This is a genomic window from Myxococcus qinghaiensis (assembly GCF_024198215.1).
Lineage (GTDB): Bacteria > Myxococcota > Myxococcia > Myxococcales > Myxococcaceae > Myxococcus > Myxococcus qinghaiensis.
In genome coordinates, this window is record NZ_JAKCFA010000023.1 from 172,418 (window position 1) to 187,898 (window position 15,481).

The 15,481-nt window shown below is 69.6% G+C and carries 18 protein-coding genes; 15 read left to right on the plus strand and 3 right to left on the minus strand.

All coding sequences use genetic code 11. The features are described from left to right. Window positions 1-57: 57 nt before the first annotated feature. Window positions 58-528: a response regulator gene (locus tag LZ199_RS35085; RefSeq protein ID WP_253998131.1), complete on the minus strand. Its 471-nt coding sequence runs from the start codon at window positions 526-528 to the stop codon at window positions 58-60. Window positions 529-718: 190 nt separating this feature from the next. Here LZ199_RS35085 and atpG point away from each other — a divergent pair, with 190 nt between their 5' ends. From atpG to LZ199_RS35110, 5 genes are all read left to right on the plus strand, one after another. Then, entirely contained in the window at window positions 719-1,600 is an 882-nt protein-coding gene (gene atpG, locus LZ199_RS35090) for an ATP synthase F1 subunit gamma (protein ID WP_253998132.1), read from the plus strand. Between the two features lie 110 nt (window positions 1,601-1,710). Then, entirely contained in the window at window positions 1,711-2,508 is a 798-nt protein-coding gene (locus LZ199_RS35095; protein ID WP_253998133.1) for a prohibitin family protein, read from the plus strand. A 176-nt stretch (window positions 2,509-2,684) separates the two neighbouring features. Continuing rightward, window positions 2,685-4,127, plus strand: coding sequence for a F0F1 ATP synthase subunit beta (atpD, locus tag LZ199_RS35100; RefSeq protein ID WP_253998134.1), 1,443 nt, complete (start codon window positions 2,685-2,687; stop codon window positions 4,125-4,127). A 31-nt stretch (window positions 4,128-4,158) separates the two neighbouring features. Then, window positions 4,159-4,728: a hypothetical protein gene (locus LZ199_RS35105; RefSeq protein ID WP_253998135.1), complete on the plus strand. Its 570-nt coding sequence runs from the start codon at window positions 4,159-4,161 to the stop codon at window positions 4,726-4,728. 22 nt (window positions 4,729-4,750) lie between these two features. Continuing rightward, on the plus strand, window positions 4,751-5,164 hold the full coding sequence (locus tag LZ199_RS35110) for a F0F1 ATP synthase subunit epsilon (RefSeq protein ID WP_253998136.1): 414 nt from the start codon (window positions 4,751-4,753) through the stop codon (window positions 5,162-5,164). A gap of 15 nt (window positions 5,165-5,179) precedes the next feature. Here LZ199_RS35110 and LZ199_RS35115 read toward each other — a convergent pair whose 3' ends face one another. Beyond that, the gene (locus LZ199_RS35115; protein WP_253998137.1) at window positions 5,180-5,857 is read right to left on the minus strand and encodes an ArsR/SmtB family transcription factor; all 678 of its coding nucleotides are present in this window, start codon (window positions 5,855-5,857) and stop codon (window positions 5,180-5,182) included. A gap of 350 nt (window positions 5,858-6,207) precedes the next feature. On the opposite strand from LZ199_RS35115, the gene LZ199_RS35120 reads away from it, so the two are divergent. The 10 genes from LZ199_RS35120 (at window position 6,208) to LZ199_RS35165 (ending at window position 14,530) form a co-directional block, all read left to right on the plus strand. After that, on the plus strand, window positions 6,208-6,591 hold the full coding sequence (locus tag LZ199_RS35120; RefSeq protein ID WP_253998138.1) for a group I truncated hemoglobin: 384 nt from the start codon (window positions 6,208-6,210) through the stop codon (window positions 6,589-6,591). Between the two features lie 18 nt (window positions 6,592-6,609). Further along, complete coding sequence (locus LZ199_RS35125; RefSeq protein WP_253998139.1) at window positions 6,610-7,599, plus strand: FAD-binding oxidoreductase; 990 nt, start codon at window positions 6,610-6,612, stop codon at window positions 7,597-7,599. 2 nt (window positions 7,600-7,601) lie between these two features. Further along, window positions 7,602-8,048, plus strand: a complete 447-nt coding sequence (locus LZ199_RS35130) for an RrF2 family transcriptional regulator (RefSeq protein ID WP_253998140.1) — start codon at window positions 7,602-7,604, stop codon at window positions 8,046-8,048. Then, window positions 8,045-8,305 carry a hypothetical protein gene (locus LZ199_RS35135; protein WP_253998141.1) on the plus strand — a complete coding sequence of 87 codons (261 nt, stop codon included), beginning with the start codon at window positions 8,045-8,047 and terminating at the stop codon, window positions 8,303-8,305. Before LZ199_RS35130 ends, LZ199_RS35135 begins: the two co-directional genes overlap by 4 nt. Before the next feature lie 404 nt (window positions 8,306-8,709). Beyond that, the gene (locus LZ199_RS35140) at window positions 8,710-9,738 is read left to right on the plus strand and encodes an ADP-ribosylglycohydrolase family protein (RefSeq protein ID WP_253998142.1); all 1,029 of its coding nucleotides are present in this window, start codon (window positions 8,710-8,712) and stop codon (window positions 9,736-9,738) included. Window positions 9,739-9,914: 176 nt separating this feature from the next. Beyond that, window positions 9,915-10,319 carry a phage holin family protein gene (locus LZ199_RS35145; RefSeq protein WP_163864325.1) on the plus strand — a complete coding sequence of 135 codons (405 nt, stop codon included), beginning with the start codon at window positions 9,915-9,917 and terminating at the stop codon, window positions 10,317-10,319. Continuing rightward, a complete protein-coding gene (locus LZ199_RS35150) occupies window positions 10,316-10,825 on the plus strand; it encodes a hypothetical protein (RefSeq protein ID WP_253998143.1) in 510 nt (169 codons plus the stop codon). The genes LZ199_RS35145 and LZ199_RS35150 overlap by 4 nt, the downstream gene beginning before the upstream one ends. Window positions 10,826-10,864: 39 nt before the next feature. After that, window positions 10,865-12,217, plus strand: a complete 1,353-nt coding sequence (locus LZ199_RS35155; RefSeq protein ID WP_253998144.1) for a cytochrome ubiquinol oxidase subunit I — start codon at window positions 10,865-10,867, stop codon at window positions 12,215-12,217. After that, window positions 12,207-13,232: a cytochrome d ubiquinol oxidase subunit II gene (locus LZ199_RS35160; RefSeq protein ID WP_253998145.1), complete on the plus strand. Its 1,026-nt coding sequence runs from the start codon at window positions 12,207-12,209 to the stop codon at window positions 13,230-13,232. Before LZ199_RS35155 ends, LZ199_RS35160 begins: the two co-directional genes overlap by 11 nt. 59 nt (window positions 13,233-13,291) lie before the next feature. Next, the gene (locus tag LZ199_RS35165; RefSeq protein ID WP_253998146.1) at window positions 13,292-14,530 is read left to right on the plus strand and encodes a hypothetical protein; all 1,239 of its coding nucleotides are present in this window, start codon (window positions 13,292-13,294) and stop codon (window positions 14,528-14,530) included. 52 nt (window positions 14,531-14,582) lie between these two features. Here the strand turns inward: LZ199_RS35165 and LZ199_RS35170 are convergent, their stop codons facing one another. Beyond that, window positions 14,583-15,128, minus strand: a complete 546-nt coding sequence (locus LZ199_RS35170) for a hypothetical protein (RefSeq protein WP_253998147.1) — start codon at window positions 15,126-15,128, stop codon at window positions 14,583-14,585. Between the last annotated feature and the right edge of the window lie 353 nt (window positions 15,129-15,481).

Consider the following 15,481-nt stretch of genomic DNA (forward strand, 5'->3'; position numbering starts at 1 on the left):
AGGCGCCATTGTGTTACGGCCGACCGCCCTCGCAAAGCCCCGTGTGGGCTGCCTGCGTCAAAGGAGCGCGTCCGCCTGGGGAGCGGCCAGCCCTGGCAACAGCCGCCGCAGCGTCTCCAGGAGCCGCTTGGGCTCCACCGGCTTGGGCAGGAAGGCCGCCACGCCCTGGCTCGCCGCGTACACCGCCCTGTCGCGAGGGCTCATGTCCGCCGTCTCCGCCGACAGGATGACCACCGGCACCCTGGAGAGCGCCGGGTCGGTGCGCCGCGCCGTCAGCACCCGGTGGCCGTCCAGCACCGGCAGCCCCATGTCCAACAGGATGAGGGAGGGCGGCTGCGGGCCCGCCAGGTGCGCCAGCGCCTCCCGGCCGTCGCCCGCCACGCGGACCTCGTAGCCCTGCAGCTCCAGGTAGGCCTGGAGCGCCTCGCGGATATCCACGTCGTCCTCGACGATGAGCAGGGGTCCACCGGCGGTGACTGCTGAGACCATGCCCTGGAAGGTAAGGGGTCCGCCCACCACCGACAGCATGGGGGGTGCCCGCCCGGCAGCCCTCCGCCGGAGCTTGCGGGAAGCACCCCGGGTCGCGTGTCGGGAAAACCCCGGCAGGACTGCCGTTGACCGGCTTGCGGCCCGCTTATATAGGGGGCCCCGCCGTCAGACTGCCTTGCTCCCACCCGGGCGCACCTGGGCAGAACGTCCCACAGGAGTCCTCCGTCCCATGGCGTCCCTTCGCGACATTCGCAAGCGCATCCGCTCGGTGAAGAACACGCGGCAGATCACCAAGGCCATGAAGATGGTCTCCGCCGCGAAGCTGCGAAAGGCGCAGGACGCCATCCTCGCCGCCCGTCCGTACGCGACGATGCTGGACCAGATCATCTCGGACCTGTCGGCGCGCTCCGGTGACGACAACCTCACCCATCCGCTGCTGGTGGCCCGTCCGGTCAAGCGCGTGGAGCTGGTGACGCTGACGTCGGACCGCGGCCTCGCGGGCGGCTTCAACTCCAACATCACCCGCCGCGCCAACCGCTTCATCTACGAGAACACCGCGCTGGAGAGCATCCAGGTCTCCACGGTGGGCCGCAAGGGCAACGACTTCTTCCGCAACCGCAACCAGACCATCCGCAAGGACTTTGGTGGCCTGTACCAGCGGCTGAACTACCGCGCCGCCGCGGACGTGGCCGAGGAGCTGGTCGCCAGCTTCCTCAACGGCGAGGTGGACGCGGTCCACATCGTCTACAACGAGTTCATCAGCGCGATTAACCAGAAGGTCGTCGTCGCGCAGCTGCTGCCGCTGCAGACGCTCGGCGCCGGCGCGCCCCCCGCCGAGGGCGCCACCGCCATGGTGGACTTCAAGTACGAGCCGGACCGCCAGGCCGTGCTGGACCGCCTGGTCCCCCAGGCCGTCAACATCAAGGTCTACCGCGCCCTGCTGGAGAGCGTGGCCAGCGAGCACGGCGCCCGCATGAGCGCCATGGAGAACGCCACCTCCAACGCCTCGGACATGATTTCCAGCCTGACGCTCACCTACAACCGCACCCGTCAGGCGGTCATCACCAAGGAGCTGATGGAGATCGTCTCCGGCGCCGAGGCGCTCAAGTAGTCCTCGCCTCGCGTCGCAGCGCCCTCGGGCCCGCCCCCATTTTTGGGTGCGGGCCCTTCGCGTTTAAAGGCCTTCGCGAGCGCGCGTGGGTTGCGTGCGAGGAGGGCCGCGTGAAGCAGCGACTGTGGGTGGTGCTGGGCCTGTTGTGCATCAGCGGGTGTGCCTGTGAGACGGTGTCCAGCGGCCACGGGGGCATCGGCTTCGACTCGTTCGGCAGCGGCACCCAGCGCGAGCCCTATGGGGAAGGCCTGCACGTGCTCAGGCCGGGCAAGTCGCTCATCACCTACGACTTGCGCGTCCAGGAGATGAAGGACGAGCTGAGCGTGCTCTCCAACAACGGCCTGGATTTGAAGGTGGACTCCAGTGTGCGCTACCGGGTGGACCCGACGAAGCTCTTCGAGCTGCACACCCAGACGGGTCCCCGCTACGCGGACATCCTCATCGCCCCCATCGCCCGCTCGGAGGCGCGCAAGGTGTTCGGCCGGTACGCCCCGGAGGAGATCTACTCCACGAAGCGCGAGCAGATTGAGAAGGAGATCCAGGACGAGGTGTCGCGGGCCCTGCAGGGCAAGCACGTCGTCGTGGAGGCCATCCTCGTCCGGGACGTCACCCTGCCGGCCGCTATCCGGGAGGCCATCGCCGACAAGCTGGCCGAGGAGCAGCGCAGCCAGAAGATGCGCTTCACCCTGGACAAGGAGCGCCAGGAGGCCGAGCGCCGGCAGATCGAAGCCGAGGGCATCGCCAGGTACCAGGACATCGTCCGCCAGGGCCTCACCGAGGAGTACCTGCGCTTCAAGGGCATCGAGGCCACGGAGAAGCTCGCCTCCAGCCCCAACGCCAAGGTCGTCGTCGTGGGCGGCGGCTCGAAGGGCAACCTGCCGCTCGTCTATCAGGTGGACGGGAAGTAGCCGGGGGGTTGGCGCCGGGGGCGTGGATCCGCTAAGCGGGACTTACCGGTCAGGACCCCGGGAGGCTTGATTCTAGGGAAGGCCCCCGGTAAAGGGGCACCGCCCTCCCACCCGGGCCGAAATTTGATGACGGGCACGGCGCCGGCCGCTCCCCCTCACGAGGCAGACGAAATCCCATGAGCGCTCAAGTTCCTACGGCAGGCAAAATCATCCAGGTTCTCGGCCCCGTGGTCGACGTCGAGTTCCCGCCGGGCGGTCTCCCCGAGGTGTACGTCGCCCTGAAGGTGACGAACGCCAACCTGGGTCCGGAGCAGGAGAACCTCACCCTGGAAGTGGCGCAGCACCTGGGCGAGAACACGGTGCGCACCATCGCCATGGACTCCACCGAGGGCCTCGCGCGTGGCACCCCTGTCCGCAACACGGGCGCCCCCATCCAGGTTCCGGTCGGCAAGGCCACCCTGGGCCGCATCCTGAACGTCACCGGTGAGCCGGTGGACGAGATGGGCCCGGTGAAGTCGCAGGAGTACTGGCCCATCCACCGCGCGCCCCCTCCGTTTACGGAGCAGGACGTGCGCGTGCAGATGTTCGAGACCGGCATCAAGGTCATCGACCTGCTCGCCCCCTACACCCGTGGCGGCAAGATTGGCCTGTTCGGCGGCGCCGGCGTCGGCAAGACGGTGCTCCTGCAGGAGCTCATCCGCAACGTCGCCATCGAGCGCGGCGGCTTCTCCGTGTTCGCCGGCGTGGGCGAGCGCACCCGCGAGGGCAACGACCTGTACCACGAGATGCAGGACACGGGCGTCATCAAGACCGACAACCTGGAGGCCAGCCAGGCCGTCCTCGTGTACGGCCAGATGAACGAGCCGCCCGGTGCCCGCGCCCGCGTGGCCCTCTCCGCGCTGACCATGGCGGAGTACTTCCGCGACGTGGAGGGCCGTGACGTGCTCCTCTTCGTGGACAACATCTTCCGCTTCACCCAGGCCGGCTCGGAAGTGTCCGCCCTCCTGGGCCGCATCCCCAGCGCCGTGGGTTACCAGCCCACGCTCGCCACGGAGATGGGCAGCCTGCAGGAGCGCATCACCTCCACCACCAAGGGCTCGATTACGTCGGTGCAGGCCATCTACGTGCCCGCCGACGACCTGACGGACCCGGCGCCCGCGACGGCGTTCGCCCACCTCGACGCGACGACGGTGCTCAACCGCTCCATCGCCGAGCTCGCCATCTTCCCCGCCGTGGACCCGCTCGACTCCACCAGCCGCATCCTGGACCCGGGCATCATCGGCCAGGAGCACTACGCGGTGGCCCGCAAGGTCCAGGGCATCCTCCAGCGGTACAAGGAGCTGCAGGACATCATCGCCATCCTCGGCATGGACGAACTCTCCGAGGACGACAAGCTGGTGGTGGCGCGCGCCCGCAAGATTCAGCGCTTCCTGTCCCAGCCGTTCTTCGTCGCCCAGGTCTTCACCGGCAAGGAAGGCCGGTACGTGAAGCTCCAGGACACCATCCAGGGCTTCAAGGAGATCGCCGAGGGCAAGCACGACGAAATCCCCGAGAGCGCCTTCTACATGGCGGGCGCCATCAACGAGGTCGTCGAGAACGCGCGCAAGCTGGCGGCGTAGACTCGGTTCCCACTCGCTTTCCGAGGTGACCATGCGTCACGCGGCGCTCGCCCTGTTCCTCTGTGTCCTGTCGCTCCCCGCCGTCGCGGAGGAGCGAAAGGGCCGAGCCCGGGTGAGCGCCAACGGCTTGTACAGCGTGCGCATGGTGGACCTGGGGCCGGGCAAGTGCCGGCTCGAGGTGACGAAGGAGAGCGGACCCGTCTGGCAGCTCGAGCAGTGCGTGGGGACGGTGGACGACTACTACTTCGTCTCCAACGACGGCGAGCGCGTCTGGGTGCTGTGGCCCCTGGTGGAGAAGGGGAAGGGGAAGGAAGAGCCGGCGCCGAGGCGGGGCAAGGCGAGGAAGCCCAAGGGTCCTCCGGGCTGGGCCGTGAACGTGCTGGTGGCGGGGCAGTACGGCCGCGACGGGCAGCGCGTCCTGGAGCGGCGGCTGACGGACCTGGTTCCCGCCAAGCAGCTCACCGAGGTGCGCCAGATGACCCACCACTTGAAGTGGGTGGAGGGCACGCTCGGCATCCCCGGCAAGGGGCCTCGGTTGACGGACGGCGGGGTGGTGGAGTTCGAGCCGGTGGGTGGAACCACCCAGCAGCTCCATTTCTGATTTGGGTAGTGCGAGGAGCCTCATGGCCAAGCTGACTGTGGAGATTGTCACCCCCGAGAAGCGCATCCTGTCGGTGCAGGCCGACGAGGCCATCGTGCCCGGCGGCAAGGGTCTGTTTGGCGTGCGGCCGGGGCACACCCCCTTCCTGTCGCTGATGGAGCCGGGCCCGCTGACGCTCATCGAGGCCGGCAAGCGCGACGCGTACTTCGTCGCTGGCGGCTTCGTGGAAGTGGCCAACGACAAGGTGCTGGTGCTGGCGGACGCCGCGGAGCACGTGTCCGGCATCGACGTGGAGGGCGCGCGCAAGCGTCTGTCCGACGCGCAGGAGCGCCTCAAGGGCCTGTCCTCCGAGGACGCCCGCTACGAGCTGGAGCAGGCCACGGTGCGTCGCGAGGCGGCCCGCATCGGCGCCGCGTCCACGGCCGCCCGGGGCTGAGTCAGCGTCCTGGCCTCAGGGCCAGGACAGCCCCAGCGACTTCTCGAAGCCCCGCCGGCCCTCGACGGTGAGCCGCACTCCGCGGCCCTCGGGCCGGCGTGCAATCCAGCGCAGCGCGAAGAGGCGCTCCGCCAGCGCGGCGCCCAGCGCCCCACCGACGTGGGCGCGGCGCTCGCTCCAGTCCAGGCAGCGGCGCGCGAAGGCGCGGCGGCCCTGGGACAGCTCCTCCAGGTCCACGCCCCACTTCGTCATGAAGCGCTCGCCCGAGGCAGTGAGCGCGTAGCTGTCCTCGCTGGACTCCAGGAGTCCGCGTTGCTCCAGGCCCTCGGCCATCGCCACGCCCAGCGTGCCCGCCAGGTGGTCGTAGCAGGTGCGCGCGAAGCGGAGCGGCTCCGGGACGCGTACGGGCGCCACGCGCGTGGGCACGAGCAGGCTGAGCGCCTCCAGGGCGCGCGCGACGTCGGGGCTGGCGAGCCGGTAGTAGCGGTGCCGGCCCTGGACCTCCACGCGGACCAGGTTTCCCTCCAACAGCTTCGCCAGGTGTCCGCTCGCCGTCTGCGGGGAGATGCCCGCTTCGCGTGCGAGCTCTCCCGCCGTGCGCGCGGGCCCTTCGAGCAGGCGCGAGAGCATGCCCGCGCGTGTGGCGTCTCCGATGAGCGAGGCGGTGAGGGCGAGGTCGATGGGATGGGGCATGACGGGAGCTTGCGCACGGAGCGTACCAGGACGTTTCGGTGTGCGCCGAAGCGTGGCCGAACCTGGAGCGCACGCGGGAGGCCGTGGTGAACCTGCCCTCCGCGTCCTTGTGGCCTCAAGTCGAACGCTGGTGGCCCCTGCTCTAACGTGTTCCGCCACGACGTCGGCACCAGCGCGGCCCTGGGCCGCAACTTCCGCGCGGAGACGTGAATCCCCCACGACGGCGCCTCCAGGGCCCCGCCTGATTCCATCGATTCAACCGCCTTGTCCGACGAAGTTGACGTTACGCTCGAATCGATGCATTTGAAATGCATCTTTAGGCCCGGACCGGGCGAAAGGGGCGGACCGAGATGAGCACGGCGGCGCAGGAGAAGAGCGTTTACGAGCAGATTGGCGGAGAGCCGGCGATGGCGGCGGCGGTGGACGTGTTCTACCGGAAGGTGCTGTCGGACGACCGCATCAGCCACTTCTTCGAGGACGTGGACATGGAGCGCCAGGCCGCGAAGCAGAAGGCGTTCCTGACGATGGTGACGGGCGGCCCGTCGAACTACTCGGGCAAGGACATGCGCGCGGGGCATGCGCCCCTGGTGAAGCGCGGGCTGAACGAGACGCACTTCGACGCGGTGGTGGAGCACCTGCGCGCGACGCTGGAGGAGCTCAACGTGCCCGCGCCGCTGGTGGAGCGGGTGCTCTCCATCGCCGGTGGCGCTCGCGCGGACGTGCTCAACCGCTGAAGCCACCGGAGGCGCGCCATGGCCAGGGTCAAGCACGAGTCACGGTGGTATCCGCTGGAGTCCGAGGAGAGCGTGCTGGACGGCCTCTTGCGACAGGGGGTGGCGGTGCCGAACGCGTGCCGCGCCGGAGCCTGTCAGTCCTGCCTCATGCGCGCGCTGTCGGGCGAAATCCCGGAGGCCGCGCGCGTGGGGCTGAAGGACACGCTGCGCACGCAGGGCTACTTCCTCGCGTGTGTCTGCAAGCCCGTCGCGGGCACGGAGCTGGAGGTGGCGGGCGCGGACGCGCTGCGTGTGCCCGCGCGCATCGACTCGCTGACGCTCTTGTCCGCAAGCGTGCTGCGGGTGCGGCTGTCCACCGACGCGCCCTTCGACTACCGCGCGGGGCAGTACGTGTCACTGCTGCGGGCGGATGGGCTGGCTCGCAGCTACTCCCTGGCGAGCCTGCCGCGCGAGGGTCTGCTGGAGCTGCACGTGCGCCTGATACCAGGCGGGGCGATGAGCGGCTGGCTCGCCCGGGAAGCGCGCGTCGGTGACACCGTGGCGGTGCAAGGCCCTGCCGGGAGTTGCTTCTACGTGCCCGGCCATCCCGAGCAGCCGCTGCTGCTGGCGGGCACCGGCACGGGGCTGGCTCCGCTCCACGGCATCGTCCGGGACGCGCTGGAGTCGGGGCACACCGGACCCATCTGGCTCTTCCACGGCGCGCGCACGCCCGAGGGGCTCTACCTGATGGACGCGCTGCGTGAGCTGGCCGCGCGACACTCGGGTTTCCACTACAGGCCTTGTGTGTTGACGGGCGGCAGCCGCGACGTGGCCGAGGGCGCCCTCGACGTGCTCATCCGCGCGGAGTGCCCCAGGCCGGTGGGCTTCCGTGCGTGGCTCTGCGGCGATTCTGGAATGGTGTTATCCCTGCGCAAGAAGCTCTTCCTCTCGGGACTCTCGCTGAAGGACCTCCACGCGGATGCCTTCCTGCCGAGCGCTCCCCGGGTGGAGCCCGTCGGAGCCCGCTGACCGTGCACCTCACCCTCCACGCCGACTACTCGCTGCGCGTCCTGCTCTACCTCGCCGCCCGTCCTGGAAGGCTCGCCTCCACCCAGGAGCTGGCGGACGCGTACGGCATCTCCAAGCACCACCTGGTGCGGGTGGTGCAGACGCTGTCGGGCGAGGGCTTCGTGGAAGTCAAAGCGGGCCGCTCCGGCGGCGTCACGCTGGCACGCCCCCCGAAGGACATCTCCGTGGGCAAGGTGCTGCGCGCGGCGGAGCCGGACTTCGAATTGGTGGAGTGCTTCAACCGTGAAACCAACACGTGCCCCATCGCCCCGGCCTGTGGGCTCAAGGGCGTGCTGGCCGAGGCGCGCGAGGCCTTCCTCGCCGTGCTGGACCGGTACACACTGGCGGACCTGGTCGGCCGCTCCCGCAAGGATTTGGCCGACTTCTTCCTTCCCGTGACGGCGCCATGACCTCTGCCCCGCTCGAGCTGTTCCACCGCATCGCCGACAAGCCCTCCGCCGCGGCGCGCCGCTACATCGTCGACCACGCGCTGGAGGACCGCATCGTCTTCCGCAACCTCGTGTACGCGGAGGCCGAGCTGGACTGGACGCTGCATGGCGGCCACTCCACACCCGCACTCTGGGACGGGACGCACCTGCACCAGGGCGCGGAGGCGGTGCTGGCGCGCTTGCAGGCCGTCGTCAACCTGGGCCGCGACGACGCGTGACGCGTGACGGCGCGTGTGCCGACTCCCGCGTGGGGCTGCCACCTGCGCGCTCCTCGTGCGCCATGCGCTCCGTGTGAGCGGACGCGCTGAAGCTTCCGGAGTTGGACACGCGTGCAGGTGCGCGAATGCATGCTGGTGCTCGGGCTTGCCGCGCGCGTGCTGGTTGCGATAGTCAGCCCACCCCCGCGTGTGACGACTCGGGGGGCACGAGGCAAGGAGGGTGGACGGTGATGACGGCGGGCGTCCTGGTGTACGGAGCGGAAGTCGTTCGCGTGAAACACGCGGGTGCCGTCCTCCTCCGCGAGTCAAGTCCCCACGCGTGTCATTTCGTCGGAAGCCGCGCGCGATTCGCGCGCTTCTCCCTGTCCGTCCAGCCCTGAGCCTCGGTTAATCTCCTCGAATCCATGCCGCTGACTCCCTCCGAGCGCCAGGACAGGTTCCAAGCGGCGTTCGTGGGGCTCGCCATTGGGGATGCGCTCGGCTTTCCGCTGCGCGGAATCCCCCCCGCGAGCCTCGCGCGGCTGCCGGGGCTCGCCGAGGACTTCGCGCCCAGGCCGCGCGGCAAGTTCGCCAAGGGCCAGTTCAGCGACGACACGCAGCTCTTGCTCGCGGCGGCGGAGAGCGTCATCCGCGAGGGCCGCGTGGACGGGCGCAGCGCGGCGGCGCACCTGGCGTGGCTGTGGCAGGAGGGCATCATCCTCCAGCCGCCCCGCAGCCTCGCGGAGTCGCTCCAGCGGCTCTCCAGCGGCACGCCGTGGATGAGCGCGGGCGCGCCCCTGGGCACGCGCTGTCCGTCGGTGCTCAGCCGCTCGCTGGTGGTGGGCCTGTTGGAGAGCGGGCAGCGCGCGCGCCTGCCGCATGACGCGGGCGTGCTCACCGTCATCACCCACAAGGACCCTGTCTGTTCCGCCGCCGCCGCCGCCTTCGCGCAGGCCGCCGCGCTGGGCATGGAGGAGGCGCCGCTGACGCCCTCGGCCTTCTGCGAGCAGCTGTCGCTGACGGCCGCCGTGCACGACAAGGGACTGGCGGAGGAGCTGCGGCACCTGCCCCGGCTCCTGACGTGGGACACCGCGCGCGCGCTGTCGCAGCTTCGCAAGGTGGGCGTGCCCCCCAGCGAGCTGAAGGGCGTGGACGGGCTGCCCTCGCACGTGGTGCCCGTGCTGCTGACGTCGCTGTACGCCGCGCTGAAGGTGCCCCACGACTTCCGCGAGGCGGTGGCGCTGGTGCTGCGCTGTGGCGGAGAAGCGGACGTCGCGGCGGCGTTGACGGGCGCGTTGCTGGGCGCGCACCTGGGCACGCGCGCGCTCCCCGCGCGCCTGCGCAAGCAGGTGCTGTACATGGACAACCTGGTGGACACCGCGGACCGACTGTTCCGGGCCCACCAGGTGCGCGAGACGCTGGCCACGGCCCTGGCCCACCAACGCCGCCGCTAGCCCCTCGCGAGTCTCCCCAGGCAGGCGACCAGGCGGGCCGGTCCTGCACTTCCAGGCGGGCTTTGCGCGCTCGTCCGCCCTGCCCACCTTGTCCGGAGGAGTGGGGCCAGGTGCCGGCCGAGCGGACGGGCGCGCACCCGGGAGTCCCCCTCCACGGAACGCGGGAGACGTGAGTCGTGGACCTCGAATCGGAACGCCTGGAACGGAGCCAACTGGAGTCGCTCTCCACGACGGAGCTCATCCGGCATGCCCTGGCGGAGACGCGCCTGTTGGTGCGCGCCGAGGTGCTGCACGCCAAGAAGGAGCTTCGTGACGAGCTGAAGGCCGCGCGCACCGCGGGCATCCTCATTGGCGCGGGCGCGGTGCTGGCCCTCACGTCGCTGGCGGTGCTCTTCGTGGCGCTGGGCCTGGCCCTGCCCCTGGGCGCGGCCCTGGGCGTGCTGCTGGTGGGCGTGGTGCTGCTCGCCATCGCCGGCGGCATGCTCTTCCTGGGCAGCAAGCGGGTGCCCAAGAAGCCCCTGACGCACACGCAGGAGCGTCTGAAGCTCGACTACCAGCTCACACGGGAGACGCTGCAATGAACGGCAACGGCCGAGGGGGCAACGAGCTGGCGGAGCGTCAACGCCACGTCGACCACCGCATCACCAAGGGCATGGATGACCGCAAGCAGGTGGAGCAGACCGCGGACCGCATCCGGGATGAGCTCCTGTTGACGTTGGAGGAGTTGGACCGGCGGCGCGGGCGCATCCTCGATGTCCGCTATCAGGCGAAGCAGCACTCGGGCGCGCTGGTGGCCGCGGGCGCCGTGGCCATGGTGCTGGTGGGCGCGGGCGTGGGCCTGGCCATCTACCGCTCCCGCCACCGCGCGGAGGTGCTGCGCAAGAAGCGGCGCAAGGCGCTCCAGCGGGCCTGGGAGCATCCGGACCAGGTGGCCGCCAGCGCGGACCAGCGCCCCGTGGGCGCCGAGCTGGGCCGCAAGCTCGTCCTCATCTTCGCCACCACGCTGGCCACCGCCGTGGCCAAGAACTCCGTGAAGACGCTCGTGCCCGCCCGTCAGGCCCCGAGCCCCGCTTTGCCGGAGGAGTAGAAAATCTGAATGCGTAACAAATGGGCATAATGCATTCTGATGCCCATGACGGACCTGCTCTATGCGCGGGCGCAGATGGGCCTGTCGCTCGCGTTCCACATCGTGTTCGCGGCGGCGGGCGTGGCGTTGCCAGTGCTCATGGTGCTGAGTGACTGGAAGCAGCGGCGCACGGGAGATGCCGACTATCGGAAGCTGAGCCAGAAGCTGGCGAAGGGGACGGCCATCCTCTTCGCGGTGGGCGCGGTGAGCGGCACGGTGTTGTCGTTCGAGCTGGGCCTGCTGTGGCCGGAGTTCATGGGCCAGTACGGCGAAGTCATCGGCCTGCCCTTCAGCCTGGAGGGCGTGGCGTTCTTCACCGAGGCCATCTTCCTGGGCATCTATTTGTACGGCCGCGAGCGGGTGTCGCCGGGGCTGCACCTGTTCTCCGGCGTCATGGTGGCGGTGAGCGGCGCGGCCAGCGCGTTCTTCGTCACGCTGGTCAACGTGTTCATGAACGACCCGTCGGGCTTCGTGGCCACGCCGCACGGGCCCACGGATATCGAACCGCTGAAGGCGATGTTCAGCCCGGGCTGGCTCACCCAGACGTCGCACGTGCTGCTCTCCTGCTATCAGGCGAGCGCGTTCGCGATGGCGGGCATCCACGCCTTCGTGCTCTTGCGCCATCCGGGCTCGGCCTTCCATCGCAAGGCGCTGTCGGTGGCGCTGCCGCTCGCGTGTGTCACCGCGCTGCTCCAGCCCGTTGTCGGAGACCTGTCCGCCAAGCACGTGGCGAAGGCGCAGCCGGTGAAGCTGGCGGCGATGGAGGGACAGTTCGAGACGGAGCGCGGCGCGCCGCTGCGGGTGGGCGGGTTGCCGGACGTGGAGACGGGGACTGTCTCGCACGCGTTGGACATCCCCAAGGGCCTGTCCATCCTCGCGTTTGGAGATCCGAACGCGGAGGTGAAGGGGCTCAACGAGTTCCCTCGCGACACGTGGCCGCCGGTGGCGAAGGTGCACGTGGCCTTCCAGGTGATGGTGGGCACGGGCAGCGCCATGGCGTTGCTGGCGCTGGTGACGCTCGGGTACCGGTGGCGCAGGAAGGCGTGGCCCTCGGGGCGGAAGATGATGTGGGCGTGGCTGGTGTCGGGGCCGCTCGGGCTGGTGGCGTTGGAGGCGGGGTGGCTCGTCACCGAGTGGGGACGGCAGCCGTGGATTGTCCGGGGCGTCATGCGCACGGCGGACGCGGTGACGCCGGTGCCGCACCTGGCCGCGCCGTTCTGGACCTTCACCGTCGTGTACGTGTTCCTCGGCGTGGTGGTGGTGGCGCTGTTGAAGCGGCAGGTGGCGGACACGCTGCCGGACCGCGAGCCGAAGGGGCCTGACGCGAAGGGAGGCGGGGCCCATGTCCACTGACGCGGTGCTGGGCTTCGTGCTGGCGGGGACGTTCGTGCTCTACGCGCTGTTTGGCGGCGCGGACTTCGGTGGCGGGGTGTGGGACCTCTTGTCCTTCGGGCCGCGCAAGGCGGAGCAGCGGGCGCTCATCGCTCGCGCCATGGGGCCGGTGTGGGAGGTGAATCACATCTGGCTCATCGTGGGCGTGGTGCTGTTGTTCGCGGGGTTTCCTCGCGCCTTCGCGGCGCTGAGCGTGGCGCTGCATGTGCCGCTGACGTTGCTGCTGTTGGGCATCGTCTTCCGGGGCGCGGCCTTCACCTTCCGCACCTACGACATGCGAGGCGACGCCGCGCAGCGGCAGTGGGGGCTGGTGTTCAGCGGGGCGAGCATCGTCGCGCCGCTGCTGCTGGGCATGTGCGTGGGCGCGGTGGTGAGCGGCTCCATCCGCGTGGAGGGCAGGGTGGTGGTGAGCGGCTTCTTCGCGTCGTGGCTGTCGCCCTTCTCGTGGGCGGTGGGGGTCCTGGCGCTGGCGCTCTTCGCCTTCCTGGCGGCGGTGTTCCTCACGCACGAGGCGTCTGGAGCGGAGCTGCGAGAGGATTTCCGCAAGCGCGCGCTCGGCGCGGGTGTGGCGGTGTTCATCGCGGCGCTCGTGGTGTTGTTGCTCGCGCGCGAGGGGGCGCCTCGGGTGTGGGAGGGGTTGTCGCGCTCGCCCTTCGCGCTGGCGCTGCATGGGGCGACAGGAGTGGCGGCCGTGACGGCGTTCGCCTTGCTGTGGACGCGTCGCTTCCAGTGGGCGCGACTGGCGGCGGCCCTCCAGGCCGGGCTCATCGTCCTGGGCTGGGCGGCGTCCCAGTATCCCTATCTGGTGGTGCCGGACGTGACGCTGCAGGGCGCGGCGGCGAGCCCCGCGGCGCAGCGCTTGTTGCTCATCGCGCTCGCGGTGGGAGCGCTCACGGTGATTCCGTCCATCGCGCTGTTGTTCCGGGTGTTCCGCCCCAGGCCCGAGGGCGCGTCCACCGGGGACTCCGGACACTGACGCGCGCGAGGCAGTGAGAGGCCCCGCAACCAGGAGTTCGGGGGCGGGTTCCTGGAGGCATGAAAAGCCCCCTCCTGCTGGCCTCCTTGTTGTTCTCCTCCACGAGCTTCGGCTTCGGTGAGGACCTCTGTTACGCGACGTCGGGCGGTGCGCCGCTCAACTGTCAGCCGCTGCCTTCGGGGTGCGCGCCGGGTGACGCCTCGATGGCTTGCAAGGCCGCGGCGGTGAATGCGGCGGCGACCGCGAAGGGGCAGTCGAATGGGGCGCGCAGCCTCGTCCACGCGGATGCCACATTTCTGTTGGCGCAGGCGGTGGGCTTCGACGCCGTCAGCGCCTACTGGATTGCCGCCTATGACCAGGCGACGGACCTGTCGACCTTCACGCCCCGGACGCTGAATGGCGGCGCGGTGTCGGACGGCGTGGCGCGCACCACGAAGTCCATCTCCGGGGTGAACCGGGGCAACTTCAACCAGGGCGGCGTGTTGTTCCACTTCGTCACCCCGCGCAACGGTGGGGCGATGTCCCCGGATGCCACGGTGGACGGGCTGCATCCGGACACGACGGACGTGGACGAGGTGCTGCTCGCCAACCTGCGCGCGTGGGTGCTCCAGGGCCAGGGCGCCGGGCGGGGCTGCACGGGGGGCCTGACGACGCCGATGGCCAACGGGGGTTATGCCCTGGGGACGGGCTGCTACGCGTTCTCCGGCGCGCCGGGCGTCATCTCGGGCAGCGTGGCGGCGGTGGGGCCCGTCGCGGTGCCCATCAGCTCGACGACGGGGCCGCAGGTGATGGACGTGGAGACGGGTGTGCTGTCCACGGGCTTCGATGAGTACATCGGCACCTATGCGTTCGAGGCCCGCGCGGGCATCTTCCTGCATGCCCTGGCGGACCGAATCTCACATCATGTCTGCACGGATGCCTCGTCGAGCTACGGGCCGCTCGGGCCGCAGCGCACCTTCACCATCGACATGTCCAACGCCGAGTGCGTCCAGACGATGCACGTGCTGCGTCACGTCTGGGAGACGGGCGTCGATTTCTCCGCGCTGCCGGCGCGCGAGCAGACCACCCCGGCCACGTTGGGGGAGGTGTTCGATGCGCTGCTCGAGTTCGCCACCGCGCGGGGAGTCGCGTCAGGGCCGAACAGCCAGACGCTCGCGCTGAGGACGGCGCTCGTCAGCGAGCTGTCCGCCGCGCTGGAGACCTACGACGCCCGGGCCCGCGCCATCGCCGTGCGCGACGTGGGGTGCACCCGGAGCTACGCCGTGTTCCCGGGCATGCCGGCCTGTGGAACGCCGTGACGCTTCTTCATCCCGGGCGTGACGCTCGTCGTTGATGTCGACTCGTGGCCTGTCAGGGCAGGCGACTCCTGAGCTGAAGCCATTCGGCCAGTTCTGGATGCTTCTGCACCACCCCTGAGTCGGAGATGTGGCTCAGGGTGTTGAGCGCGCTCTTGATGTAGCGCAGCTTGAGGAGCGTCTCGATGGGAATGGTGCGCCAGTCTGGTGTCGCTACGATTCTGGCGGCCTCTTCGAGGGGAAAGACGGCGAGATCCTGGAACCACCTGAAGATGGTGTCGGGGTCCAGGACCGCATCGCCGTCTCGGGCGCCCAGTTCCTTGATCATCCACGCTCGCAGGCTCATCGCGGAGAGCATGAAGGTGTGCGCATCACCACCAGGAGGACGCTCCGCGAGCACGCCATAAACGAGGAGCGCCAGATGGGCCCAGGGCACGCTCCGCTCCGTTTTGGCCCGAGCAGCCACTGTGAAGGCGAAGCCATCCCAATTGAAATTCTCGCCTCCCACGGGCTCGCCGATGGAAAGCCCATCGAGCCAGGCCATGACCTGTGGAAGGGGCCAGCTCAGAACCGTCTGCAGAAGGGGCGTTTGGGTCGCCATGCGTATCGTCACGGAGCGAAGGTGATTCCGAGCAAGGGCCTCGCCCCGAAGTCAAGGCCACCTGGGTGGCTCGGCACCGAAGTGCACCTGAAGCGTGCCCGCCGTTGTCCAGCTTCGCACCCACACTGGTGCAGATGAGTGTGGCGGCGTGAGACAGAAAAATATTGTCTTGGCGGAGCGCGACACCTGCAACGCCATGCGGGCTGTTTCTTGCGTGGCACTCGCATTTTAGGTGTCGCGGGTCTGTCCGATTTGGCGTGGGTAAAGGGACTTGTGTGTCTGCCTTTGCTTGGGGTGCGTGACGCTCCGAGTCGTTTTCCAGGCCGCTCGAATCTTTGATTCCCGAGAGGACG